25 protein-coding genes are annotated in these 24797 nt (G+C 63.9%); 15 read left to right on the plus strand and 10 right to left on the minus strand.

The features are described 5' to 3' along the window. Positions 1 to 210 precede the first annotated feature (210 nt). The 3 genes from BLR35_RS15895 to hisA all read right to left on the minus strand — a co-directional run bounded on the left by BLR35_RS15895 (position 211) and on the right by hisA (position 2917). Complete coding sequence (locus tag BLR35_RS15895; RefSeq protein ID WP_090384036.1) at positions 211 to 690, minus strand: plastocyanin/azurin family copper-binding protein; 480 nt, start codon at positions 688 to 690, stop codon at positions 211 to 213. A 185-nt stretch (positions 691 to 875) separates the two neighbouring features. After that, complete coding sequence (locus BLR35_RS15900; RefSeq protein WP_090384038.1) at positions 876 to 2105, minus strand: MFS transporter; 1230 nt, start codon at positions 2103 to 2105, stop codon at positions 876 to 878. Positions 2106 to 2167: 62 nt separating this feature from the next. Continuing rightward, positions 2168 to 2917 (minus strand): 1-(5-phosphoribosyl)-5-[(5-phosphoribosylamino)methylideneamino]imidazole-4-carboxamide isomerase, encoded by a 750-nt coding sequence (hisA, locus tag BLR35_RS15905; protein ID WP_090384041.1) that lies wholly within the window; start codon positions 2915 to 2917, stop codon positions 2168 to 2170. 119 nt (positions 2918 to 3036) lie between these two features. On the opposite strand from hisA, the gene BLR35_RS15910 reads away from it, so the two are divergent. From BLR35_RS15910 to BLR35_RS15935, 6 genes are all read left to right on the plus strand, one after another. Next, the gene (locus BLR35_RS15910) at positions 3037 to 4899 is read left to right on the plus strand and encodes an SLC13 family permease (RefSeq protein WP_090384043.1); all 1863 of its coding nucleotides are present in this window, start codon (positions 3037 to 3039) and stop codon (positions 4897 to 4899) included. Between the two features lie 197 nt (positions 4900 to 5096). Beyond that, positions 5097 to 5462, plus strand: coding sequence for a hypothetical protein (locus BLR35_RS15915; RefSeq protein WP_090384046.1), 366 nt, complete (start codon positions 5097 to 5099; stop codon positions 5460 to 5462). Positions 5463 to 5624: 162 nt separating this feature from the next. Next, on the plus strand, positions 5625 to 6806 hold the full coding sequence (locus BLR35_RS15920) for an inorganic phosphate transporter (protein ID WP_090384194.1): 1182 nt from the start codon (positions 5625 to 5627) through the stop codon (positions 6804 to 6806). A 48-nt stretch (positions 6807 to 6854) separates the two neighbouring features. Beyond that, on the plus strand, positions 6855 to 7274 hold the full coding sequence (locus BLR35_RS15925; protein WP_090384049.1) for a universal stress protein: 420 nt from the start codon (positions 6855 to 6857) through the stop codon (positions 7272 to 7274). Between the two features lie 138 nt (positions 7275 to 7412). After that, positions 7413 to 8591 carry an inorganic phosphate transporter gene (locus BLR35_RS15930; protein WP_090384051.1) on the plus strand — a complete coding sequence of 393 codons (1179 nt, stop codon included), beginning with the start codon at positions 7413 to 7415 and terminating at the stop codon, positions 8589 to 8591. Positions 8592 to 8651: 60 nt separating this feature from the next. Then, the gene (locus BLR35_RS15935) at positions 8652 to 9080 is read left to right on the plus strand and encodes a universal stress protein (RefSeq protein ID WP_090384053.1); all 429 of its coding nucleotides are present in this window, start codon (positions 8652 to 8654) and stop codon (positions 9078 to 9080) included. Between the two features lie 87 nt (positions 9081 to 9167). On the opposite strand, the gene BLR35_RS15940 is transcribed toward BLR35_RS15935, so the two are convergent. Next, positions 9168 to 9833 carry a hypothetical protein gene (locus BLR35_RS15940; protein WP_090384055.1) on the minus strand — a complete coding sequence of 222 codons (666 nt, stop codon included), beginning with the start codon at positions 9831 to 9833 and terminating at the stop codon, positions 9168 to 9170. 322 nt (positions 9834 to 10155) lie between these two features. On the opposite strand from BLR35_RS15940, the gene BLR35_RS15945 reads away from it, so the two are divergent. From BLR35_RS15945 to BLR35_RS15955, 3 genes are all read left to right on the plus strand, one after another. Then, entirely contained in the window at positions 10156 to 11403 is a 1248-nt protein-coding gene (locus tag BLR35_RS15945; RefSeq protein ID WP_090384057.1) for an inorganic phosphate transporter, read from the plus strand. Positions 11404 to 11558: 155 nt separating this feature from the next. Then, positions 11559 to 11948, plus strand: coding sequence for a ferredoxin Fer (gene fer, locus BLR35_RS15950; RefSeq protein ID WP_090384197.1), 390 nt, complete (start codon positions 11559 to 11561; stop codon positions 11946 to 11948). A gap of 126 nt (positions 11949 to 12074) precedes the next feature. Next, positions 12075 to 13079 (plus strand): A24 family peptidase C-terminal domain-containing protein, encoded by a 1005-nt coding sequence (locus BLR35_RS15955; RefSeq protein WP_090384200.1) that lies wholly within the window; start codon positions 12075 to 12077, stop codon positions 13077 to 13079. A gap of 226 nt (positions 13080 to 13305) precedes the next feature. Here BLR35_RS15955 and BLR35_RS15960 read toward each other — a convergent pair whose 3' ends face one another. The 3 genes from BLR35_RS15960 to BLR35_RS15970 all read right to left on the minus strand — a co-directional run bounded on the left by BLR35_RS15960 (position 13306) and on the right by BLR35_RS15970 (position 14321). Next, complete coding sequence (locus tag BLR35_RS15960) at positions 13306 to 13557, minus strand: hypothetical protein (RefSeq protein WP_090384060.1); 252 nt, start codon at positions 13555 to 13557, stop codon at positions 13306 to 13308. A 63-nt stretch (positions 13558 to 13620) separates the two neighbouring features. Beyond that, on the minus strand, positions 13621 to 13809 hold the full coding sequence (locus BLR35_RS15965; protein WP_090384063.1) for a hypothetical protein: 189 nt from the start codon (positions 13807 to 13809) through the stop codon (positions 13621 to 13623). 92 nt (positions 13810 to 13901) lie between these two features. Further along, positions 13902 to 14321, minus strand: coding sequence for an HIT family protein (locus BLR35_RS15970; RefSeq protein ID WP_090384065.1), 420 nt, complete (start codon positions 14319 to 14321; stop codon positions 13902 to 13904). Between the two features lie 105 nt (positions 14322 to 14426). Here BLR35_RS15970 and BLR35_RS20795 point away from each other — a divergent pair, with 105 nt between their 5' ends. Continuing rightward, positions 14427 to 14588, plus strand: a complete 162-nt coding sequence (locus tag BLR35_RS20795; RefSeq protein WP_170831059.1) for a hypothetical protein — start codon at positions 14427 to 14429, stop codon at positions 14586 to 14588. A 12-nt stretch (positions 14589 to 14600) separates the two neighbouring features. Here BLR35_RS20795 and BLR35_RS15975 read toward each other — a convergent pair whose 3' ends face one another. Then, positions 14601 to 15290, minus strand: a complete 690-nt coding sequence (locus BLR35_RS15975; protein ID WP_090384067.1) for a uracil-DNA glycosylase — start codon at positions 15288 to 15290, stop codon at positions 14601 to 14603. 114 nt (positions 15291 to 15404) lie between these two features. On the opposite strand from BLR35_RS15975, the gene BLR35_RS15980 reads away from it, so the two are divergent. The 5 genes from BLR35_RS15980 (at position 15405) to BLR35_RS16000 (ending at position 22996) form a co-directional block, all read left to right on the plus strand. Continuing rightward, positions 15405 to 15635: a DUF8151 family protein gene (locus tag BLR35_RS15980; RefSeq protein WP_090384070.1), complete on the plus strand. Its 231-nt coding sequence runs from the start codon at positions 15405 to 15407 to the stop codon at positions 15633 to 15635. A 74-nt stretch (positions 15636 to 15709) separates the two neighbouring features. Continuing rightward, positions 15710 to 16948: an MFS transporter gene (locus tag BLR35_RS15985; protein WP_090384073.1), complete on the plus strand. Its 1239-nt coding sequence runs from the start codon at positions 15710 to 15712 to the stop codon at positions 16946 to 16948. Positions 16949 to 17056: 108 nt separating this feature from the next. Next, on the plus strand, positions 17057 to 20269 hold the full coding sequence (ileS, locus tag BLR35_RS15990) for an isoleucine--tRNA ligase (RefSeq protein ID WP_090384076.1): 3213 nt from the start codon (positions 17057 to 17059) through the stop codon (positions 20267 to 20269). Positions 20270 to 20325: 56 nt separating this feature from the next. Beyond that, a complete protein-coding gene (locus tag BLR35_RS15995; protein ID WP_090384079.1) occupies positions 20326 to 20790 on the plus strand; it encodes an SHOCT domain-containing protein in 465 nt (154 codons plus the stop codon). A gap of 112 nt (positions 20791 to 20902) precedes the next feature. Beyond that, on the plus strand, positions 20903 to 22996 hold the full coding sequence (locus BLR35_RS16000; protein WP_244510262.1) for a CARDB domain-containing protein: 2094 nt from the start codon (positions 20903 to 20905) through the stop codon (positions 22994 to 22996). Positions 22997 to 23018: 22 nt separating this feature from the next. Here the strand turns inward: BLR35_RS16000 and BLR35_RS16005 are convergent, their stop codons facing one another. Further along, positions 23019 to 24113, minus strand: coding sequence for a sensor histidine kinase (locus BLR35_RS16005; protein ID WP_090384083.1), 1095 nt, complete (start codon positions 24111 to 24113; stop codon positions 23019 to 23021). Positions 24114 to 24209: 96 nt separating this feature from the next. Further along, a complete protein-coding gene (locus BLR35_RS16010; RefSeq protein WP_090384085.1) occupies positions 24210 to 24749 on the minus strand; it encodes a heme NO-binding domain-containing protein in 540 nt (179 codons plus the stop codon). Between the last annotated feature and the right edge of the window lie 48 nt (positions 24750 to 24797).

Raw genomic sequence — 24797 nt, forward strand, 5'->3', positions numbered from 1 at the left:
CTGAATACAGCCCACTGGAACGCGAGGCGGTATGGTACTTTTGATGGCTGCGGAAATCGCCAGCCCTGTCGAGCCGAGAGCGACCGAACGAAAATGCAGTCGGTCCGAGCGTCGAAGCGGCTCGGCACTCGGTTGCACCTTCCCGACGGTCGATCGGAGCACTGCCGCTGCAGGCTGAAGTCGAAAAAGAACGTAACGTCGGAAAACCGGTTATTCGACGATGATTTCGCCGTCCATCGAGTTCTCGTGGGGTTCACAGACGTACTCGGCCATCTCTTCGCTGGCCGTGAACTCGAGGAACTGGTCGTCGCCGGGCTCGTCGTCGGTCGTTTCGTCGGTTGCGAGATCGTCGACGACCTCGCCGCCGTCGTCACGGATCGCGATGTTGTGGTTGCCACCGTCACCCTGTGGCCACCCGATTTCGTAGTCTTCGCCTTCCTGGAGGATGAGCGTCGGGTTGGTCTCGCCGTCGATGTCCGATGGAGCGAGTCCTTCCCAGCCGGCGGTCTGACCGTCGAGTTCGATGGTCGTACCGGGCTCGATATTGACTCCGTCCTCGCCATTGTCGTCACCGTTGTCGCCGCCGTTGTCGTCACCGTTGTCGTTACAGCCAGCGACGAGTGCCGTTGCAGCTGCCCCACCGGTAATCTTCAGCGCAGTTCGGCGCGAAATCGGGTTATCTCGTGTCATCAACCTGTTGTTAGGGGTGAACACATAAAAATTGGTCCCCTCGAACGCCACATCGGTATGTGGTCGCATGTCAGGGTACGAGGCCACTACTGTGGCATCAACCACTAACAATCACCAATGGTATCTGGACAGGTATTGTCACATTCACAACTAGTGTGGTCGCCGATGGCGAGCGACCACGACGATCACGAGCGTGCGTCCCGCCGTCGTCCCTCGCTCGAGGTACCGATCGATAGCCGGAGGAAGGCCGGAACCGTCACGACCGCGATAGCAATCTCGAGCCCGCCGACGACGAGGAAGGCGAGGTCGTAGCCGTGGCTTCCGGCGACGGTCCCGCCGATCAGAAATCCCCCGAGGAAACCGAGGCTTCCGGCGAGATTGAATCCGGCCATCGCAATCCCTCGTTCGCTTTCGTCGGCGATGTCGGTCACCAGTGCCATCGTCGTCGGCGAGACCAGCGCGCCGAGGACGCCGATTGCGACCATTGCGGCGGCTGCAAGCGCCACCGTCGGCGCGGAGCCGACCGCGAGGATACCGACCCCGTAGCAGATCGATCCGACGACGATCGGGATCGTTCGTCCGATCCGGTCGGACAGCGCCCCCATCGGATACTGCAGCAGTGCGAACGGAGCGAAGAAACACGCGAGCAGCAGACCGGTCGTGCCCGCCCCGAGCCCGAACGTCTCCTGGAAGTACAGCGTCCCGACCAGCGCGAAGAAACCGGCGGTCATCCGGTCGACGAAGCCGAAGGCATAGGGGATCGACAGCGTCGGCTGGCGGCGCACACCCTCGAGCAGGGCCCGGGCGCTGCGGCGATGTTCGGGCGATCGATCCTCGACCAGGGTGACCAGCACGCCGACACAGAGCAACAGCACCGTGGCGGCCACCAGCGGCGCGAGCGGATGGAACTCCGTCAGTTGACCGCCGATCGGCGCACCCGTCGCGGCTCCGAGTCCGATTGCGATTCCAGCCGCACCCATGTTCCGCCCGTGACCGCCGCCGAGGTCCATCAGCATGGTCATCGTCAGCGAGAACGCACCGATGGTCATCGCCCCCTGAAACACTCGGAGCAAGAGCACACCCTCGAAGGGAATCGAACCGATCGCGGGGACGGCCGCGAGCGCGGCGTAGCCGACCGCACCGGCGACGGCACCCGCGACGATAAACGGCGTCCGTCGCCCGGTCACGTCACTGGCAGCCCCCCAGACGCCGACGAAGGCGACGTAGGCGGCGAACTCGGCGACGAGGAACCACATGCTCGCGTCGAGCGGCGTTTCGGCGAACGGCGACGCCGTCGCGTCAGCTCCCAGCGCCTCGACGAGCGTCGCGATCCCGGGATAGAGCAACAACTGTGAGAAGAGCACGGCGAAGACGACCGCAGCCAACACGAACCGATCGCGATCTCGTGTATGCACGACCGCGGCTACGAGCTACGACCCTAAGAAGGCGTTCGTCTCCGTCGACGGCCCGTCACGACTCAGTCTTCGACTGCGGCTCGAGCCTCCTCGAGCGAGAAGTTACCCTCGTACAATGCACTACCGACGACGGTGGCGGCCGCACCGGTATCGGCGAGCGCCCGGACGTCATCGAGCGTCGCGACGCCGCCGCTGGCGATCACCGGAATCTCGGTCGCCTCGACCAGGTTCTGGACGGGTTCGGTCGCGACGCCCTCGAGTTTCCCCTCGACGTCGACGTTCGTGAAGAGGATCGCTGCGGCGCCGAGGTCTTCGTAGCGTTCGGCGGCTTCGACCGGAGCGATCCCCGCACCTTCGGTCCAGCCCTCGACGACGACTTCGCCGTCTTTCGCGTCGAGGCTGACGACGACGCTGTCGGGGTGTTCCTCGCTGATCTCGGCGACGATGTCGGGATTCTCGACCGCCGCGGTTCCCAGGATGACGCGGTCGACGCCGCGCTCGAGGAGATCGACGGCGTCCTCGGCGGTCCGAATGCCGCCACCCAGTTGCGTCGGCACGTCGACGGCGTCGACGACCGCGTCGATCGCGTCGGCGTTCTCGCGTTCGCCCTCGAACGCGCCGTCTAAATCGATCAGGTGCAGCGTCTCCGCGCCAGCGTCGACCCACTTTCGGGCGGCGTCGATCGGGTCGCCGTAGGTCTTCTCGGTCCCGCGCTCGCCCTGGACCAGCTGGACGACCTCGCCGTCTTTGACGTCGACCGCCGGAATCACCTCGCACTCGTCGTCACCGACGTCGCTCGCGTCTTCGTTCATACTCGTGTGGGTGGTCCGCACTCGAGTAAAGGCGACGGTTCCCGCGCGACCTCCATCGGTCCGTCACTGTTCACGTCCCGTAGAGAATTCTTACAACGCTGGTCGGTGTCGCCCGTGATATGTCGGCGGGCCTGGTTCTCGCCCAGGACACAGCGACCCAGCCGGAACTGACGGCCGACGCGCTCGTCGTGCTGGGTGTCGTCCTGTTCGCGCTCGTTTTGTTCCTCACCGAGCGGTTACCGATCGACGTGACGGCGATCCTGCTGATCGTCGTGCTGGTCGTCCTGGAGCCGTGGACGGGGATCGATGCCAGCACTGGCATCTCCGGGTTCGCCAACGACGCGACGATCACCGTCCTCGCGATGTTGATCTTGAGCGGCGGCATCAGCCGGACGGGGATCGTCCAGGAACTCGGACGGCGGATGGCTGCTTACGCGGGCGACAGCGTCCGAAAACAGCTGTTCGCGACCGTCGTCGCGACCAGCCCCGTTTCCGGCTTCCTCAACAACACGCCGGTAGTCGCCCTGCTCGTCCCCGTCGTCACCGATGTCGCCAACCGAGGGAACACCTCGCCGTCGAAGCTGTTGATCCCGCTGTCCTACGCCTCCCAGGTCGGCGGGATGCTGACACTGATCGGTACCTCGACGAACCTGCTCGCGAGCGACATCAGCGCGCGGCTGGGCGACGAGTATCCCGAACTCGGCGCGTTCTCGATGTTCGAGTTCACCCAGCTAGGGGTCGTCGTCGTCATCACCGGCGCGCTCTACCTGATCTTCGTCGGCCACTACCTGCTCCCCGAACGGGTTCCGGCGCGGGCCGACTACTTAGAAGAGTACGACGTCTCCGACTACGTCGCCGACCTGGCGGTCGTTCCCGGCTCTCCACTCGTCGGCGGAACGGTCCGTGAGGTGACGGAGCAACTCGGACCCGACGTCGACGTCGTCCAGGTGGTTCGAGACGACGACCGCTCGGTCGCGCCGCGACAGAACACCCGACTCGAGGAGGGTGACGTCCTCGTGGTCCGAACCGACCGGGAGGCGATCGGCACCCTCGAGAACGCCGCGGGCGTCGAACTCGTCGGGAGCCCGACTTCGGCGTCGGAACTCGAGGACGGAGGCGACGAGGAGGACGGACTCGTCACGGAACTGGTCGTCTCGCTCGATTCGCGACTCGTCGGCGAACGACTCGACCCGGAACGTTTCCGCGAGGAGTTCAACGCCGCTGTCCTCGGCATGCGCCACCGCGGGGAACTCGTCGGCGAACGCATCGTCGGTCACCGCCTCGAGGTCGGCGACACCTTGCTCGTCCAGACACCGCCGGACACCCTGGATCGACTCTCGAGGCGCAACGACGTCATCGTCGCCCGCGAGCCACCTCGCCCCGACTACCGCGCGAGTAAGGCACCGATCGCGATCGCCATCATGATCGGCGTCGTCGCCGTCGCCGCCCTCGAGATATATCCCATCCTGATCTCGGCGCTGGCCGGCGTGGTCGCGATGGTCGTCACCGGCGTCCTCGAGCCGAACGAACTGTACGACGCCGTCGAGTGGGACATCATCTTCCTGCTGGCGGGGGTAATCCCGCTGGGAATCGCACTCGAGCAAAGCGGTGCGGCGGCCTACCTCGCGTGGCTCGTCGTCTCGACGGCGGGCTTTCTGCCGACGATCGTGGTCCTGTGGCTGTTTTACATCGTGACTGGGTTGATTACAGAAGTTATCAGCAACAACGCGAGCGTCGTCCTCCTGATCCCGGTCGCGGCGGCCGCGGCCGCGGCAGTCGGTTCGAACCCGTTCGCGTTCGTGATGGCAGTCACGTTCGCCGCGAGCACGGCCTTCCTGGGACCGATCGGCTACCAGACGAACCTGTTCGTCTACGGCCCCGGCGGCTACCGCTTCACCGACTACTTCCGGATCGGCGCGCCGCTCCAGTTGATCCTCTCGATCGTCACCGTGGTCGGAATTGCCGTCATCTGGGGCGTTTGAACGACGTTCGCTCGAGAGGATCGCTCCGCCATCGTGACGAACCTGTCCCGGACGAGAAGGGTCACCGCGAGAAAACAGTACCTACAGCGTACCAAACTAATTTCACACGGTACGGTGAACTGGCACCACGTCATGAGTGCGGGTATCGATCGAGCCCGAAACGGATTCGCGATCGTGCCGGAGGGACGCCTCGAGCGATGAACCCGCGTCGCGTCGACGCAATCATCGATCTCGGCTACGGCGTCCTGATTTTCGTTTCGGTCGTCCTGATCGTCTCGGTCGGAACGCTCGTCGGTCTCGCGTTCGGGCTGGGCGTGCTAATCTCGTACGCGTTACACGTCGTCTGGAAGATGGCCCGGTTCGATCCGGACTGGATGTCTCAGGCAGTCGAACAGACGGTCGAGGAAACCGTCGAGGAGACGGTCAGCGAACAGGTCGATGCAGTCCAGGAACAGATCGAGACGGTCGATCAGCGGATCGATCGCCGTCCGCGAGAGGACGAAATCGAGGAACTACTCGAGGAAACAGTGACAGATGAGAGGGAAGATGCGTCCGACCGCTGAAACCGGTAGCGTTCGACTGTCGCCGGTCGACTCGCGGTCAGGCGACAGAAGACGCCCTGTTGTCGATCCACGTCTCGCGGGATGTCGAACGACACCGACTCGACCGTCCCGGATGGTGCGAAGCGATCCTCACAACCACCGACGTACGTCTCGTACCTACGCATGATTTCGACGCTGCTTCTCATCGGGATCCTCGTCGCGATCTTCGTCGGGTACAACATCGGCGGCGCGACGACCGGCCCCGCGTTCGGGCCGGCCGTCGGTGCCGACGCCATCTCGAAGACCGCGGCCGGCGCGTTGATGACGATCTTCTTCTTCGTCGGCGCGTGGACGATCGGTCGACGGGTCGTCGACACGCTCGGCCGGGACCTCGTTCACGATCCCGGCGTCTTCACGCTCGAGGCGAGCGTCGCCGTCCTCTTTTTCATCGGCGTCGCACTGTTCATCGGTAACGTCTTCGGCGTCCCCGCGTCGACGTCGATGACGGCCGTCGGATCGATCGCGGGGCTCGCTCTCGCCGCTGGCGAACTCAACTGGGCGGTCATGGGGGAGATCGCGATCTGGTGGATCGTCTCGCCCTTTATCGGCTTCTGGGTCTCACTGGTCATCGGCCGCTACTTCTACGCCTGGCTCAACCGGCGAATCGCGATGCAGCGAAGCGAGGGACCGCTCTTCGAGGTCGACCGCTCCGGGATCGTTCCGACGCCGACCCTGACCGACACCACGAACGTTCGCGAGGCCGGTGGCGTCGTGATGGTGATCGCCATCGGCTGTCTGATGGCCTACAGCTCCGGCACCTCGAACATCGCGAACGCAGTCGCGCCGCTGGTCGGCAGCGGCGAACTCGAGATGAACCCCGCGATCATCATCGGCTGTCTCGCGGTCGGCATCGGCACGTTCACGATCGCTCGCCGGACGCTCGAGACGATGGGGAACGAACTCACGGAACTGCCGCTGACGGCGGCGATCGTCACCGCGACGGTCAGCGCCACGCTGGTCATCTTCCTCTCGGCGATCGGCATCCCCGCGAGTTTCGTGATCATTGCGACGATGTGTATCATCGGCCTCGGCTGGGGGCGGGCGACGCGCCCGATCACCGTCTCCGAAGCGGTTCGCGGCGAGGAGTCGGCCCCGGTTTCGGTCGGCGCACTGTCCGAGGACCGGGAGGGCGAGGAACTCCCACCGATCGGCGAGGAGGAAGAACCCGAGCGGATCCCGAAAGCGTCGGATCTCTTCGACCCGGCGACGACGGCACGCGTGGTCCTCATGCAGAACGTCGTCCCGGCTATCGCAACGATCGGCGCGTACGTGACGTTCCGGTTCGTGCCGATCTTCGGGATTTGACGACGAACGCGCCCCCGTGCTTATTCCGATCGCCGTTGGAGGACGCGTATGGTCGACGACGTCCTCGTCCCGATGGATGGCTCCGAAATGAGCGAACGAGCCCTCGAGTACGCACTCGAGGTGTTCCCCGACGCCGACGTCACTGTCCTCCACGTCGTCGGCGAACCGTCGTCGATGTGGGCGGGAGCGACGGGACTCGCGCTCGCCGACGACATAGAGGAGTCTGCCGACGAACTCGCGGAAGAGGTGTTCGAACGCGCCCGCGAAATCGCCGCCGACGGTGACGCCGATCTCGACACCACGGTCGAACTCGGGCATCCGGTTCGGGCGATCGTCAGGACTGCCGACGACTACGACACCGTTGTCATCGGAAGCCACGGCGGAAGCATCGCGGACCGGATATTCGTCGGTAACGTCGCGGAGAAAGTATTCCGGCGGTCCCCGGTACCGGTCGTCGTCGTCCGGTAAGCCGAGTCAGTCGAACTTCGACCGACTCGAGAGCGGTTACGTGGGCCTGGAGGCGGCTGGTTGGCGGCGGAGACCTGTCGGACAGAGTGTATCTCGGATTCCCTTGCTTATTTACGAACGGCGGTATACCATCCGCCGATGGTCGAAACGGTGCTGCTGGTCGGAATTGTCGCCTCGATTTTCGTCGGCTTCAACATCGGCGGTTCGTCGACCGGGATCACGTGGGGCCCCTCTGTCGGGGCTGGAATCGTCTCGAAAACCACCGCAGCGGCGGTCATGACGTTCTTCGTTTTCTTCGGCGGCTGGACCGTCGGCCGGAGGGTGATGGATACGCTCAGCGAGGGAATCATTACGACCGATCTCACGCTGACGGCCGGTGTCGCCGTCCTCTTTTTCATCGGGCTGGGGATGCTCGTCGCCAACATCTTCGGTGTCCCCGTCCCAACCTCGATGACGACGGTCGGTGCAATCGCCGGACTGGGGCTGGCCACGGATACCTTGAACTACCCGATGATTGCCGAGATCATCTCCTGGTGGATCGTCACGCCGATCATCGGCCTCTGGATCGGCGTACTGATCGGTCGCTACATCTACCCGTGGGTCAACCATCGGGTCGATATCGAGAAATCCGACGGCTCGCTGCTTCGACTCGAGCGCCGGGGACCAGTACCGACGCCTGCGCTCGGACCGAATACGACCCGGCAGGAACTCGGCACCACGGTCGCCGTCTTCGTCATCGGCTGCTATATGGCCTTCAGCGCCGGTGCGAGCAACGTTCCGAACGCCGCCGCGCCGCTGGTCGGCGGCGTCGAGGGACTGCCGGATGATACGGCAATCATCCTCGCTACCCTTGCAATCGGGCTCGGCGGATTCACTATTGCTCGTCGGACGATGGCGTCCGTCGGCGGCGAACTGAGCGACATCCCGCTGCTCGCGGCGCTTTTCGTCATGGTAACCGCCTCGACGATCACGACGATCCTCTCGTGGGCCGGTATCCCGATCAGCCTCGTGATGGCGACGGTGATGACCATCGTCGGCATCGGCTGGGGGCGAGCGACCCGTCCGGTCACGGTCCGCCAGGCGGTCACCCAGGACGTGGACGACACCGAGATCGACCTGGGTGCCATCGTCTCCCAGGAGAAAGTCGACGAGACAGCCCCCAAGATCGGCCAACCGGAGTCCGAGGACGTGCTTCGCGGCGACGATCTGTTCAACCCTCGAGCGATCGTCAAGTACGTCTCGATGTGGATCATCGGCCCTTCGATGTCGACGATCCTGGCGTACGGGTTCTTCATCGTCTTTCCCGGCGTCGCCTGACCGCTCCGGGTACTGACATCGTAGCCGGGATTTACGTCACTGGCCGACGAACCACGAGCTATGCTCTCTCGGATTCTCGTCCCCATGGACGACTCCGACCACGCCGAGCACGCACTCGAGTACGCCCTCGAGAACCACCCCGACGCCGACGTGACCGTTCTCAACGTCGTCGGCGTCCCATCGATGATGATGGGCGACGCGGTAGGGCTTTCGCTCGAGGACGACCTCGAGACGGCGGCCGCTGACAGGGCCGAACCGGTCTTCGAACGCGCTCGCGAGGTCGCCGCGGAACGGGACCACGAAATAGAGACGGTCGTCGGGATCGGTCACCCGGCACGGAACGTCGTCGACCGCGCCGACGACTACGACGCGGTCGTTCTCGGTAGCCACGGCGAAGACTGGGACCGCGCAGCGCGGCGCTTTCTCGTGGGTAACGTCGCCGAAACGGTGTCGAAACGCGCGTCGGTACCGGTGACGATCGTTCGGTGAACGGCTCCCTGTACTGATATGCCAGCGCGACCACGACCCGCCCTGGGTTGCGCCGTTTGACGTACAGTGATCTGACGGGATCGGTCGCTACGAGTCGGCCTCTTCTTCCCCTTCGGCCGACTCCTCGACGATCTCTTCGACTTCGTCCTCTCGAGGTCGACGGTCGACGCGTTCGTCGACGGCGTCGACTTGCGTCTGTACTTCGTCGACCTGTTTTTCGACGGTTTCGCCGACTGTTTCCTCGACGGTTTCTTCGACTTGCGTCTGTACTTCTTCGACCTGCTTTTCGACCGTTTCCTCGACGGTTTCTTCGACCTGTGCCGTTACTTCGTCGACTGTTTCTTTGACAGTTTCGCCGACCGTTTCTTCGACCGTCTGTTCGACAGTTTCGCCGACCGTCTCCTCGACCGTTTTGCTAACCGTTTCGTCGACGGTTTCGCCGACCGTCTGTTCGACAGTTTCGTCGACGGTTTCGCCGACCGTTTTCTCGACCGTCTCCTCGACCTGTGCCTGTACGCCCTCGACTTTCTGTTCGACTGTCTCGCCCACCGTCTCCTCGACCGTCCGGGTCATCCAGTCCGGGTCGAATCGCGCCATCTTCCAGACGACGTGAACGATGTAGGCTGCGAACACACCAATACCGAACGCAAGCCCGACGTCCGTCTCGAAGACGGCGATCAGTCCGACCGAAAGCGCAATCAACGCGCCGTAAGCGAGATCGGCGGCCGCGTCGACGTGGACCGGGTTCAGCATCGTCGGCCGTCACCCGTCGTGTTCGTTCGGTCGACTGCCGACTGTGCCGCGGTTCGATCCGGCACCGGTGACGGTCCGTCACGTTGTACTCTTTGCCTGTAGGAATTTAGAACGACACTCATGATATCGGAACATATGGCGTGGTCGATTGAAATGCTTTGTTAAGGGGGACTGCATTCGTCGACGGTTTTCTTCGCCACACAGCGTGGCTCTTCGAACGAGTCTCCGTGGGAACTGGCGGTCTCCGCTGTCACGTGGTCGACAGGCCTCCGTTGTGAGCGAACAGCGCCATTTTTAGGATCAGCCCACTTGAGTTCGTACTGTGACTGAAGTACTGCTTATCGTAGGGATTCTCGTCGCTGTTTTCGTCGGCTACAACATCGGTGGCGCGACGACCGGGCCAGCGTTCGGTCCGGCCGTCGGTGCGAACGTCATCACGAAGCTGATGGCAGCCGCGTTGATGTCGATCTTTTTCTTCCTGGGGGCGGTTACGATCGGTCCGCAGGTCGTCGATACGCTCGGTAACGACCTCGTCCACGACACCGGCGTGTTCACGCTTCGGTCGAACGTTGCCGTCCTCTTTTTCATCGGGGGTGCGCTGTTCGTCGGCAACTACGCTGGCGTTCCAGCGTCGACGTCGATGACCGCAGTCGGGGCAATCGCCGCGCTCGGACTGGCGACCGGCGAACTCGCCTGGGACGTACTCGGCGAAATCGTCGTCTGGTGGATCGTCGCACCGATCATCGGCTTCTGGGTCGCCGGCGTCGTCGGCCGGTACTTCTATCCGCGGATCAACGAATGGGTCGCAATCGAAGGAAGTCGCGACGGTGAACGGATGATTACCGTCCAGTGGTCGGGAATCGTCCCGCGATTCGAGTTCGGCGAGAACGCCGACCGTCGGGAGGTCACGGGCGCGTTCGTCGTCGTCGGGATCGGCTGTCTGATGGCGTTTTCGTCCGGGACGAGCAACATCGCAAACGCCATCGCACCGATCTACGGTGCTGGCGTCGATATGTTCGGACTGCTGGGACTCGAGGGGTCCTCGAACGGCGATCTGCTCTACGGTGTCGACCCCGACATGCTGGTATTGATCGTAATCGGGTCGGCAGCCGTCGCTATCGGCTGTTTCACGATCGCACGCCGGACGCTGGATACGCTCGGCAACGACATCACGAACCTCCCGTTGACGGCTGCGATCGTCGTCGCGGTCATCAGTTCCGGGATCGTCATCGTCCTCTCGTGGATCGGTATCCCGGCCAGTTTCGTCGTTATCGCGACGATGAGCATCGTCGGTCTCGGCTGGGGGCGGGCGACCCGAACGACGACGCTTTCCGACGCTGCCCGCGGCGAAGAGGAAACTCGCGTCTCTGTCGGTGCGCTGACGGCCGAAGAAGAGGGCGAAGAATCACCCGAAATCGGCGAAGAGGAACCCGAGGACATCCCGAGAGCCTCCGACCTGTTCGACCCGTCGACGACGGCTCGAGTCATCGTCATGCAGAACGTCGTCCCGATCATCTCGACCGTCGGTGCCTTCCTCACGTTCCGGTTCGTCCCGATATTTGGATTCTGACCGGAATCCCTGGCAACCAGAACCGTGAGACTCGGTTACCCACCTTCATTTGACGTCTATCGCCGTCTGAATCGGCCAAGCGGTCGCTTTTGTGTTAAAAACGATTTAAAATCGAACAGCAAGCTATACCAGTGCGGGCCACGAATCGGCGAACGATGCCCACGGTAGAATACCTCAACTACGAAGTGCTGGACGACCAGGGCTGGGACATGGACGACGACGACCTCTTCGAGAAGGCCGAAGACGCCGGCCTCGGTGACGAGGACTACGGCGTTCTCGAGGTCAACGAGGGCGAGTACATCCTCGAGGCTGCTGAGGCCCAGGGCTACGACTGGCCCTTCTCCTGCCGTGCAGGCGCCTGTGCGAACTGTGCGGCCATCGTCAAGGAGGGCGAGATCCAGATGGACATGCAGCAGATCCTCAGCGACGAGGAAGTCGAGGACAAGAACGTCCGCCTGACCTGCATCGGATCCGCCGAAACCGACGAGGTCAAGATCGTCTACAACGCGAAACACCTCGATTACCTGCAGAACCGCGTCATTTAAACTGCCACTCACCGCCGTTTTTTGCCGCTCGCCCGGCCTTGCAGCGGTAGCTCTACCGGCCGTTTCGTCTCCGATCGCTGACCTGGAGCCGAAAGGATAACACCACCTCGCTCGAGAGTGGGTGACGTGACACTCGCGTTCGTTTCTGCGACCGGACCGGACCTCCTGCGGCTCGTCGCTCTTCCCGTCTTCGCCTGGGTTGCGATCCGAGATATCAAGACCAGACGCGTCTCGAGCGGCGTCTGGATTCCGCTCGCCTTCCTCGGGGGCGTCTTGCTCCTGTGGGAGGCCCAACTCGCTCGAGCGGCCGGTGAGCAGGTCTGGATATCCGAGTTCCTCGTTCCGGCGGCAATCAGCTTCGGGGTGGTCGTTCCGATCGCGTACACGTTCTGGTGGTTCGGCGGCTTCGGCGGCGCCGACGCGAAGGCGCTGCTCGTGCTGGCCTTGCTCTTCCCGACGTTCCCGCAGTACGTGGTCGGTTCCGCCACGCTCCCGGTTGCGACGACGCCGATCGGCTCGTTCTCGTTTACCATCCTGACCAACGCCGTCCTCGTCGCGATCCTGATCCCGATCGCACTCGCGATCCGAAACGCGGCTGCGGGGCGGATCACACCCGTGATGTTCGTCGGCTGGCCCATCTCGTGGGACGACGTGTCCGACCATCACGGTCAGCTACTCGAGACGAGAGACGGCGTCTCCCGCAGCGGTCTCGATCTCGACGCCCTGCGGATGTACCTCCGATGGCGCGGGCTCACGCTCGAGCAGCTCCGGGAGGATCCCGAGACGTTCCGGGATCCGGTGACGCTACCGAACGATCCGAACCCGCCGACCGACGGCGCGGTCGACGCGGAGGTTCGGACCGACGGCTCGCTCGAGGTCGACCCACAGGCCGGCCTCGCGGCCGATAGCGATCACGACGATCCCTGGGGCGCACGGATTTTCCTCGCGGACATCGACGGCTCGGCGTACGGAACGAGCCCCGCAGAACTCCGGGAGGGTCTCGAAGTCCTTTCCGATTCCGACACCGAGACGGTCTGGATATCGCCCGGAACGCCGTTTCTCGTCCCGATCTTCGTCGGTCTCGTGATCGCCGTCCTCTACGGAGACCTGTTGATCGGCACGTTCCTGTAGGATGCTGGCGAACGGAAATCGGGGACGACGGCTGCAGTATCGAGCGGTGGTTCGCGTAGTTGAGTGACGCGATTCACGCCCGCCGTGAACGGCGGGATTCTCTCGCTGTAAGAAGATAGTAACAACTGCAACTATGTACACCTGATCGCACGACAGCTGTGCGATCAGGTGTGCATTGACTTGCAGTGGCTACTATAGAGTGACGATCTTCGAATCGCAGCCAGCATCAGTACAGATACCGCTCGTACAGCGGCACGAGTGCCGTCCAGAACAGGACGAACGCTGCCCCGACGACGACGATGACGAGCCAGGGTGTCTCCGCTCCGGTCGTCGGTTGCGCCGTCGCGATCAGCGGTGACCCGCCGAGCAACACGAACGTCGCCGCGAACAGTACCAGACAGACGAAGACGCTGCCGACCTCGAGCGTCGTCGCGATGGGGTGTCGACGGAACCGTGCGGCGAGAGTCGAGAGGGACATCTTCAGTTCGTCTCACACACCGGGGTGACAAAACAGTCACGGGCGGCGACTCGAGTTCGATTCTCACTCGGTGACGGCAGCCTCGATTCGGGCCAGCGATCGCGCGATGACGACGAGGACGTAGCAGATCACCAACAACGTCAGCGCGACGATCGCGAGCAACAGTTCGCCGGTAATCACGCCGTATCCCGCGATAAAAAACGCCAGGAATATGCCGACTCCCAGTTCCAGCTCTGTGCTCGAGCCGCTCATAGCTGTGACTGTCGCGCTCGCAAAATAGTACTGTCGATACGTTGATTAGTTGTGTCGTTTGTCCGTGGACTGCGGAACGTAAAAACGTCTTCTCAGGCTCGAGACTCGATTTCTTCGGCGATATCGTCGAGTTCGTCGTCCTCGAGGTCGGGCGTATCGCCCGCGACGGCGTGGATGGGGCCGCCGCCGTCACCCTCGAATCGGGGGACGATGTGGCAGTGGACGTGTGGCACCTCCTGGCCGGCTTCCTCGCCGTTGTTGAACGCGACGGTCGAGGCGTCGGCGTCGACGGCCTCCTCGACGGCGGGGACCATCCGGTGGATGGTCGCGTAGAGGTCGTCGGCGACGTCCTCGGGGACGTCGTTCAGCCGTTCGTACTCGTCTTTCGGGATGACCAGCGTGTGTCCGGGCGCGAGCGGGTTCGCGTCCAGGAAGGCCAGCGTGGTCTCGTCTTCGTACACGACGCGTGCAGGAATCTCACCCTCGACGATCTGGCTGAAGATCGTGCTCATACGCCACTATCTGTCGGCTCACGGTAAGAAGGTTACCCGCCAGGGCCGGTTAGCGTCCTCTGGGCTTGGGTAGCTTCATAGTCTTCCCACCGAGTAGTCCCATCCATGAGCAACGACAAGGGCCCGCTCCAGACGTTCTTCGAGGCCGAGCGTCGGTTCCACGCGATGGTGCCGATCAAGGACCTCTACAGCAAACTACTCTTTCGAACGCTACTCTGGTTTCTGTTCTTCTGGTTTCTCTACATGGCCGTCACGGGGCTGCTGTAGGCCGACCTCGCGCTACGAGACGAGGTCCTCGAGTACCGTGCCCATCTCCTCGAGATACTCCTCGGGTTCGTAGCCGAGTCGTCCGATCCAGACGTCCTGATAAGAGGGATGGAGAACGGGGACGAGCCACACGTCGAGTCGATCGCAGCGAATCGGTTCGAGGACGCTATCGACGAACCCCTCGAGTTCTTTCTCCCGATCTTCGGCCCCGAGAACCGTCAGCGTCGCGTGTTTACCGGTCGCGAGGACGACAGCGGGATCGACCACCTCGAGTTCGGTCAGCAGGTGTGATCGACAGTTCGCTCGCTCTTCGGGTGTCGGCTCCCGGTTCGTCGGTGACTCGCCGTCTTCGAGGTCTCCCGACGCCTCGCTCGGAAAACACTTCACGGCGTTCGTGTAGAAGGCGTCGTCGCCGAAACCGACTTCCACCATCATTCGCCGAATCCGCCGTCCTGAGTGTCTCGAGGTGTATGCCTTGCCCGTCCAGTTGCCACCCTGCCAGCGGTCCGCGTCGGGATTCCCGTACCCCGGCGCTTCGCCGACGACGACGATGCTTGCGTCCTCCGGTCCGGTTCCCCACGAGATACACTCGCGGGCGTCGACGAGCGCGGGACAGCGGTCGCAGTCGGACTCGAGGACGGTCCGCGAATCGGGAAAAGCGACTTCTCGCAGGTCGCTCGAGTCGGCGTCGGGCGGCGTCATGGGAGACGACTGGGGCCGGGAGCGTTTAGTCTGGGCGATTTCTCGAGACCGATCGTTGCTCCAGGAGCGAACCCGGGGACAAGTTTACCTTCATTCGGTGACTCTGAGGCGATAATGTCGTCAGAACTGCTCGTCGAATCACTGTCGATGCTTCTCTACACCGTTGCCGCGGTCGTTCTCACGGTCGGTGGCGTCCTCGCTGAAGGGGCGAGCCTCCAGCACTTCGGCTCCGGTGAACTGGTCGTCGGACTGTGGCTCGCCGCAATCGGTGCCGTCATGCTCTACGCGGGACTTTACGGAATCGCCTACAAGAAATTGCTCGCGTCCGTCCTGGCGCGCTCGTAGTGTTCTCTCGATCGGTCGAGCCGACCGGAAGCCGTTGCATATAACGCGGTCGGAGCGCGAGTACCGACGTATCGATGTCGCACGTCGCCGGTCACGTCCGTCGATTCCGTCGTCTCGGAGCCGAACTGTGGAGCGACGGGCGTGGACCGATCCTCGTCGCGGTCGCCAGCGGCTGGTTTCTCTCCCTGGGCGTCCGGATGATCTACCCTGCAGTGTTGCCACAGCTCCGAGAAGCGTACGGATTCGACCTGACGCTGGCGGGCGTTCTCATCACTGCTCTGTGGATCGCCTACGCACTCGGCCAGCTACCGGGCGGCGTACTCGACGATCGGTTCGGTAGCCGGAACGTCCTCGTCGTGAGTACCGGCGTCTCCGCGATCGCACTGACGCTCGTCGTCACGGCGGGGTCGGTCGGCGTACTGTTCGGCGCGACGGTCCTGTTCGGCTTCGCGACCGCCCTGTACGGCGTCACGCGGTTTACTCTTCTCTCGACCATCTATCCGGATCGCGGCGGGACGGCGATCGGACTGACGATGGGCGCGGGCGACTTCGGGAACGCGGTGCTCCCGCCCATCGCCGGTGCGCTCGCGGCCGCACTCGCGTGGGAACTCGGTTTCGGGTTCACCATCCCGCTGTTTCTCGTCGCAACCGTCGGACTCTACCTCGCGCTCCCGGCCGGAAGCAGGGACGAATCGTCTGCCGACAGTGACGACACGAACGCAGACGACACCGACTTCACTGACACCGCCCGGCGGATCGCTCGAGCACTCCGGCATCGCCCGGTGATGCTCGTCGCTGCGATCCAGACGCTGGGTTACTGCACCTGGCAGGCGTTTACCGCCTTCTACCCGACGTATCTCGTCGAAATGAAGGGGCTCGAGCCGACCACGGCGACGGTCCTGTTCGGCGGGTTCTTCGCGCTCGGCATCGTCGTCAAGCCGGTCACTGGCTCCATCTACGACGCGTACGGGGCGCGTCGCTCGTTGCCGTTCGTCCTCGGATCGATCACGGTGGCGACGCTGGTGCTCCCGTTCGTCGAGAGCCTCGCCGGTCTCGTCGCCGTTACCGCCGTCGCGAGCAGCGTCCTCGGCTACTCGACGATCTCGTTGACGTATCTCACCGCGTCGTTCCCGGACGACGTTCGGGGAACCGGACTCGGCTCCGTCCGGACGGGGTACATGCTGATCGGGGCCGGGAGCCCGACTGTCGTGGGCGTGCTCGCGAACGCCGACTACTTCGACGAGGCGTTCTTCCTGCTGTCGGCGGTTGCAGCCGTCGCGGTCGTCCTCTCGTTGCTCGTCCCCGAAGAGTAGGGAAACCGGGGTCGTCCCACGCGTCACCGCCGGACTGCCAGTTCGTCCGACGTATCGAGGAGCACACGGACCGATTCTCCTTTAGTCTCGGAGCGAATCACGTCACCTATGAGCAGGTTCGACGATGTCGACGACCAGTACGACCCGCACGACCTCGAACAGCGGGTCTTCGACTACTGGGAGGACGTCGACGCCTACGAGCAAACGGTCGAGCACCGATCCGACGGTGAATCCTTCTTCTTCGTCGACGGCCCGCCGTACACGTCGGGCTCGGCGCACATGGGAACCACCTGGAACAAGACGCTGAAAGACGTCTATCTCCGGTTCCACCGGATGCAGGGCTACGACGTCACCGACCGCCCGGGCTACGACATGCACGGGCTCCCCATCGAAACCCGCGTCGAGGAACGGCTCGGCTTCGAGAACAAGAAGGACATCGAGGAGTTCGGCGAGGAGAACTTCATCCAGGAGTGCAAGGACTACGCCAACGAACAACTCGAGGGACTTCAGCAGGACTTCCAGGATTTCGGCGTCTGGATGGACTGGGACGATCCCTACCGGACGGTCGCACCGGAGTACATGGAGGCCGCCTGGTGGGGCTTCTCGAAGGCCGCCGAACGCGGCTTAGTCGAGAAGGGCCACCGCTCGATTTCGCAGTGTCCGCGCTGTGAGACGGCAATCGCGAACAACGAGGTCGAGTACGAGGACGTCGAGGATCCCTCCATTTACGTCAAGTTCGACCTCGAGGATCGCGAGGGGTCGATCGTCATCTGGACGACCACTCCGTGGACGATCCCCGCAAACACCTTCGTCGCCGTCGACGAGGAGGGTGACTACGTCGGCGTCCGCGCGGAGAAAGAGGGCGAGGAAGAGCTTCTGTACGTCGCCGAAGCCAAACACGAGGACGTCCTCCGCGAGGGTCGCTACGAGGAGTACGAGGTCGTCGAAGAGCTCACCGGCGAGGAACTGATCGGCTGGACGTACGACCACCCGCTCGCCGAACAGGTCCCCCAACACCCCGACCACGAGGGTGCAGGCGAGGTCTACGCCGCCGACTACGTCGACACGGGCGGCGACGGTACGGGCCTCGTCCACTCCGCACCGGGCCACGGTGAGGAGGACTTCGAGCGCGGGCGCGAACTCGGGTTCCCGATCTTCTGTCCCGTCGACGGCGACGGCGTCTACACCGGGGAAGCCGGCAAGTACGAGGATCAGTTCGTCAAGGACGCCGACGACGAGATCATCTCGGACCTCGAGGACGAGGGCGCGCTGCTCGCGTCGGGCACCGTCTCTCACAGTTACGGCCACTGTTGGCGCTGTGATACGGGCATCATCCAGATCGTCACCGACCAGTGGTTCATCACGATCACGGACGTCAAGGACGAACTCTTAGAGAACATCGAGGACAGCCAGTGGCATCCCGACTGGGCCCGGGACAACCGCTTCCGGGACTTCGTCGAGGAAGCGCCGGACTGGAACGTCTCCCGGCAGCGTTACTGGGGCATTCCGCTGCCGGTCTGGACGCCCGAAGACAGGGACGACGACGAGGACATGATCGTCGTCGGCGACCGCGAGGAACTCGCCGAACGGGTCGACCAGGATATCGACCCCGAGGAGGTCGACCTCCACAAGGACACCGTCGACGACCTCACGATCACCGAGGACGGCACCACCTACACTCGCGTCCCCGACGTCTTCGACGTCTGGCTCGACTCTTCGGTGGCGACGTGGGGAACCCTCGACTACCCCGGCGAACAGGAGGCGTTCGACGAACTCTGGCCCGCCGACTTCATCCTCGAGGCCCACGACCAGACGCGTGGCTGGTTCTGGTCGCAACTCGGTATGGGAACCGCCGCACTCGGCGAGATCCCCTACGAGGAAGTCCTGATGCACGGCCACGCGCTGATGCCCGACGGCCGCGCGATGAGCAAGTCCAAGGACATCCTGATCGATCCCCACGAGGCCATCGACCGCCACGGTCGGGACGTCATGCGGCTGTTCCTCCTCTCGAACAACCCGCAGGGCGACGACATGCGGTTCGACTGGGACGGGATGCAGACGATGGAGGACCACCTCCGGACGCTGTGGAACGTCTTCCGGTTCCCACTGCCGTACATGCGACTCGATGATTTCGACCCGCAGGAGACCACCTTGGACGATGTGGACGACGACCTCGAACTCGTCGACGAGTGGGTGCTCGCCCGGCTCCAGTCCACGAAAGCCGAGATGACCGCCCACCTCGAGAACCGCCGCCAGGACAGGGCCGTCGACGCCTTACTCGAGTTCGTCGTCGAGGACGTCTCGCGGTTCTACGTCCAGGCCGTCCGCGAACGGATGTGGGAGGAGGAGGACAGCGACTCCAAGACGGCTGCCTACGCGACGCTCTACCGCGTCCTCCGCGAGACGGTCGCGCTGCTGGCCCCCTACGCGCCGTTCGTCTCCGAGGAGATCTACGGCACGCTCACCGGCGACGCCGAGTACGACACCGTCCACATGTGTGACTGGCCGGAGGTCGACGAGTACTGGGAGGACGAACAGCTCGAGGCGGACCTCGCCTTCCTGCGTGCCATCGAAGAAGCCGGCGCGAACGCTCGCCAACAGGCCGGTCGCAAGCTTCGCTGGCCCGTCCCGCGCGTCGTCGTCGCGGCCGACGACGACCGCGTCGCCGAGGCCGTCGAACGACACACCGGTCTGCTCGAGGACCGGCTCAACGCCCGCGAGGTCGAACTCGTCTCGGCCGAAAACCGCTGGGAGGAGCTCCAGTACAGCGCCGAAGCCGACATGAGCGAACTCGGTCCCGCCTTCGGCGACCGCGCCGGACAGGTGATGAACGCGCTCAACGAGGCCCGCATCGACGAACCGAACCTCGAGGCGCTCGAGGCGGCCGTCGCCGACCACCTCGAGGACGACGAATCCATCGAGGAGTCGATGGTCTCCTTCGTCACCGAGACGCCGGACGACATCGCGGGCACCGCGTTCGGCCTGAACGGAGACGACCACGGCGTCGCCTACGTCGACGCCTCGCTGACCGAAGACATCGAGAGCGAGGGGTACGCTCGCGAGGTCATCCGCCGGGTCCAGGAGATGCGCAAGGACCTCGAACTCGACGTCGAGGAACGGATCGCGCTGGACCTCGCAATCGACGACGACCGCGTTGCCGATCTCGTCGACGAACACGAGGACCTGATCAGCGAAGAGGTTCGTGCCGACGAACTCCGCGCAGTCGAGGACGGTGACGGCCACCGCAAGGAGTGGGACGTCGAAGGTGTAACGATGGAGATCGCGATCGAGCCGCTGGCAGCTGCCGAGGCGTCGGATTAGTCGCCGCGTCGCTACGCAACACGGCATTTTAGTAGTTCGGCTGAAAGGAATCGCCTATGAACGACGGATCTGAATCGTTCTTCGAGATGCTGACGGCGATCACGGCGACTGCGACCCTTCCGCTGGGAATTCTCGCAGCAGTCTTTCTGGGGTTTCCCGCGGCGGCAGCCGTATTCGTGACGGGCTGGCTGTTGCTGGTTCCGGTCTTCGCAATCGCCTCGGACTATCTCGGATCGTCTGGGCACGAGATCGACGAAGTAGCACAGGTCCACGAAAGGGTTACGAGTCACTCGAGTGAGCACTCCACCGACACTGACCGACCGTCGAGCGACGACCCTCTCGAGACGCTGCGCGCCCGGTATGCCCGCGGGGAGATCGACGACCTCGAGTTCGAACGTCGACTCGAGCAACTGGTTGCGACCGAGGATGGTCCCGAGGCGGTTCCTGGGGGGACGCTAGAATCGACGTCCGACGGCGGATCGCCGGTCGATGCTGACGACGATCGGATCCGCGAACGCTAACTCGGGGTGAGTCCGTTCACAGTGGTCTCGGCTTCTCTCACTCGGAATCACCACAAAAGTCTTGACCGTCACTTTCGAGTATACGTTCGTGAGCTACCGGGTCGTCGCTGTGATGGTTTTTCTGCTCGTCGCGTCGCTTCCGGCCGGAGTTGCCGGAGCCGCGGGTAGCGGTTCGACGGCCGGCGCTGCTGGCGATCGGATCGGCCCAGCAGGAGCGGTTGCGACTGTCGACGACGAGATCGTCGTCGATCGCAGTGAACAGTTCGCGACGTCGGTCGCGTCGTCGAGCGACACCCTCCATCGGGCGACGACCCTTCGACAGTTGCCCGACGAACCCGGCGAGTTCGAGGCCGAGATGACGTTCGAGTTACCCGACCCCGTCACTGGGCTCGAGGTCGATATCGTTTCGCCAGGGACGGTCGAGTCGACTGACGGCTTCGAGGAGACTGCAGACGGCACCTACGAGTGGACCGAAACGACCGATACGCCGTCGATACGCATGACGGTGCCCGCGGATCGAACCGGCTACGAGGGACACCATCGGGTCGGTTCGACGAACGACTCGACCGGGACGCTGTCTGCTGGTTCGGGCGGAGGCTACAGCTTCGTCGACACAGGCGAGTGGGGTATCGTCCAGGTTCCCCAGGTTGGCCTCTCCTGGCGAGAGACAGAATCCGTCGGCTTCGAGTCGACCGCAACCGTCGACGGACCGGGTGCGACCGGCGGCGACATCGCCGTCTTCGGCGAGGTGACCGAACACGAACGGACCGTCGACGGCGAGCGGCACAGGCTAGTCGTCCCCGAAGCGGCCGACCTGAAAGAATCCCCCGAGGACGTCCTCGAGACGCTCGCCGCTGGCAGCGACGCCCTCGAAGTCGGCGAACGGCCGGACGAACTGTTCGTCGTCGCGGCCCCGACCGACGTCGAGTGGGGACCTCGCGGACTCCAGTACGGTGAGGGCGACGCCTGGGTCCGTGCCGATGCACCGATCGACGAACCCGACAACGTCTGGCTTCACGAATACGTCCACGTTCGCCAGGCCTTCGCCGGCCCACAGGACGGCGTCGCGACCGAGACGGAGTGGCTGATCGAGGCCCAGGCCGAGTACTACGCGGCCCTGATCTCCCTCGAGAAGGGGTTGATCGGGTTCGACGAGTTCCAGCGATTCCTCGAGCGCGGCGAGCAGTCACCCTATGCCAACGACGTCCTCGTCGAACCCAATAGCTGGGAGGACGAGACCGACTACGTGAAGGGACCGCTGGTCTACGGCGAACTCGACCGACAGCTTCGACTCGAGACCGACGGTGACCGAACGCTCGAGGACGTCTTCCGGGAACTCAACGCACGGGCGGACAAGGGGACGGTGACCGAGAGCGACTTCCTCGGAGCACTCGAGAACGCGGGCGGTACGGAAGTCCGCGAGAGCGCCGAACGCTACACGCGGACGAAGGCCGTGCCGTCGACGTGGGATCGATCCGAGCACGAGGCGGCGTTCGACCAGCCGATCTCGACGATGGAGTATCGGTTCGCCACGGAGTCGATCTCGGTCGGGGACGAGTCCTGGAAGCAGTGGGACCGCGACGGCGAGACGACCACTGCGGTTCCGGTTGGCGAACCCGTGACCGTCCCCGTCGCCGTCGAGAACGTCGGCGACCGCGACGGCACCTACGACGCCACCTTGCAGGTCGACGGCAGCGTCGTCGACCACGCACAGGGAAGCCTGACAGCGGGCGACCGAACGACCGAGCGACTCGAGTGGACCCCACCCCAGCAGGGCGTCTACGACCTCCGCGTCGGGAGCGAGACGATGACCGTGTTCGTCCGCGGCCCCTCGAGCGTCACTGTCTCCGACCTCGCCGTCGAACCCGACGACGTCGATCCCGGCGAATCGGTGACGGCGACGGCGACGGTCGAAGCCGCGGACGACCGACCCGGCGCGGCGGTGCTCCCGGTCCGCACGCCAGAGGGTGTCGCCGCCGAGGAATCCGTCGTCGTTCGACCCGGCGAGACGGCGACGCTCGAGTCCGACCTCGCGTTCGACGAGGACGGCTACTACGAGGTCGCCGTCGGCAATCAGAAGACGACGGTGTCAGTCGGTGGGCTCCCGGCGGCCCAACTCGAGGAAGTACCCGGCTTTGGTGCGGTGACTGCAGTGGTCGCGGTGTTCGTGATGCTCGTCGTCTCGCTGTGGCGACGTCGACTTTGAGGTGGGTCGTTTCGAGAGCAGGTCAGTTGGCACCTTCACTTACAGCGGGGAGCGTAAACGAAATCGTCGTCCCTTCGCCCGGTTCGGACTCGAGCCAGATGTCGCCGCCGTGTTTGTCGACGATTCGCTTGCACAGCGCGAGCCCGATTCCCGTCCCCTCGTGTTCTTCGTGACTGTGGAGTCGCTGAAACACCTCGAAAACCCGATCCGTGTCCGACGCGTCGATGCCGATCCCCTCGTCGCTGACCGAAACCATCCACTCGTCGTCCTCGCGAGTGGCGGAAATCGTCACTCGAGGCACCCCTTCGCCGCTGTACTCGATAGCGTTGGAAAGTAGATTCTGGAAGAGTTGCCGGAGTTGGCTGGCGTCGCCCTGAACGGTCGGCAACGACTCCGTCGTGATCTCGGCGTCGGTCTCCTCGATTCGCACGTCGAGATCTTGCAGGACGTCATCTATCACTGCCTCGAGATCGACCGAACCGAGACCGTTATCCTGCGTATCGATTCTGGAGTAGGTGAGGATGCCTTCGATCATCTTCTCCATCCGCTCGGCACCGTCGACGGCGAACTCGATGAACTCGTCGGCGTCCTCGTCGAGTTCGTCGCCGTACTGCTGCTCGAGCAGTTGCAGGTAGCTCGTAACCATTCGTAACGGCTCCCGAAGATCGTGAGAAACGGCGTAGGCGAACTGCTCGAGTTGTTCGTTCGACTGCTCCAGTCGGCGCTGGTACTCGTAGCGCTCGGTGATGTCGAAGTGTGCGACGGCGACGTATCGTCGACCGTCGTCGGTGAACGGCGCTGCCCGCATGAGAAACCACCGCTGTTCGTCGGGAGAGTGGCACGGATATTCGTGTTCGAACAGCTCTCGCTCGCCGTCGAGAATTTCGGCCAGGCCGTCGGCGACGGTCCGTGCGGTCTCCGTCTCCGCCTGTGCGGTGACCTCGAGATAGTTGGTCCCGACCGTGTCCGGCCGGAGTTCGATCTCGTTTGCCTTGCCGAACTCCTGCCACGCCCGGTTCGTATGTAGGATCATCCCCTCGTCGTCGAGGATCGCGAAGTTGATCGGAAGCGTATCGACAGCGGCTGGAACGAGGGCCTCCGGCTCCCGAGAGGTCATGAACGAGTCCAGTCGAGCGATGGGGAAAACGTTGTTCCTGGCTGGGCCAACGAACACGACCCTAGAGTACGAGCCGTCTGCAGGGCGTTGTCGTCCTCACTCGAGTGCGACTCGGAACCGACACGCATCCGCGTCTTCGTGCACACAGTCGATCTTCTCGACGACTGCGCCGGCATCGAACTCGGAAACGAACCCCTCCAGAACGCCGTGTGCCAGCGAGCAGTACTCCCGCTGGGAGCGGTAGGTGACGACGACCGTGTTCCCCTCGTCGGCGACCCGTCCCGACACCTCGGGCAGCGAGACGCCATCGATACCGCTCTCGATGTCGGCCGCTATCGCCTCGAGTTCCAGGAGAACGGTGTGTAGCTCCCGATCGTCGGCGACGTGGGCGTCGAACGTCGCGAGCAGTGCCGGTGCGAGCCGCCGACCGAAGTCACGTTCGATCCCCTCTCTGCTCTGGGCGGCACTGTTCGAGAGTGCCGTGAGGAGTGCCTCGAGTTCGCGGTCGTCGTACCGCGAGACCGGCAGGTACAGCGTCGTCTCGACGGCTGCTCGCTCGAGGACGGCGTCCCATGCCGTTTCGTCGGTGTGCTCGACGACGTACTCCTCGAGGGTTTTGGGGACGATTCCGTGCATCGATTCGGCGATTTGACCGCTCGAGCGTCGATTGTGCCGCTCTCGGCG

Origin of the sequence: Natronobacterium texcoconense, assembly GCF_900104065.1 — an archaeon.
In the GTDB taxonomy this organism is placed as follows: domain Archaea; phylum Halobacteriota; class Halobacteria; order Halobacteriales; family Natrialbaceae; genus Natronobacterium; species Natronobacterium texcoconense.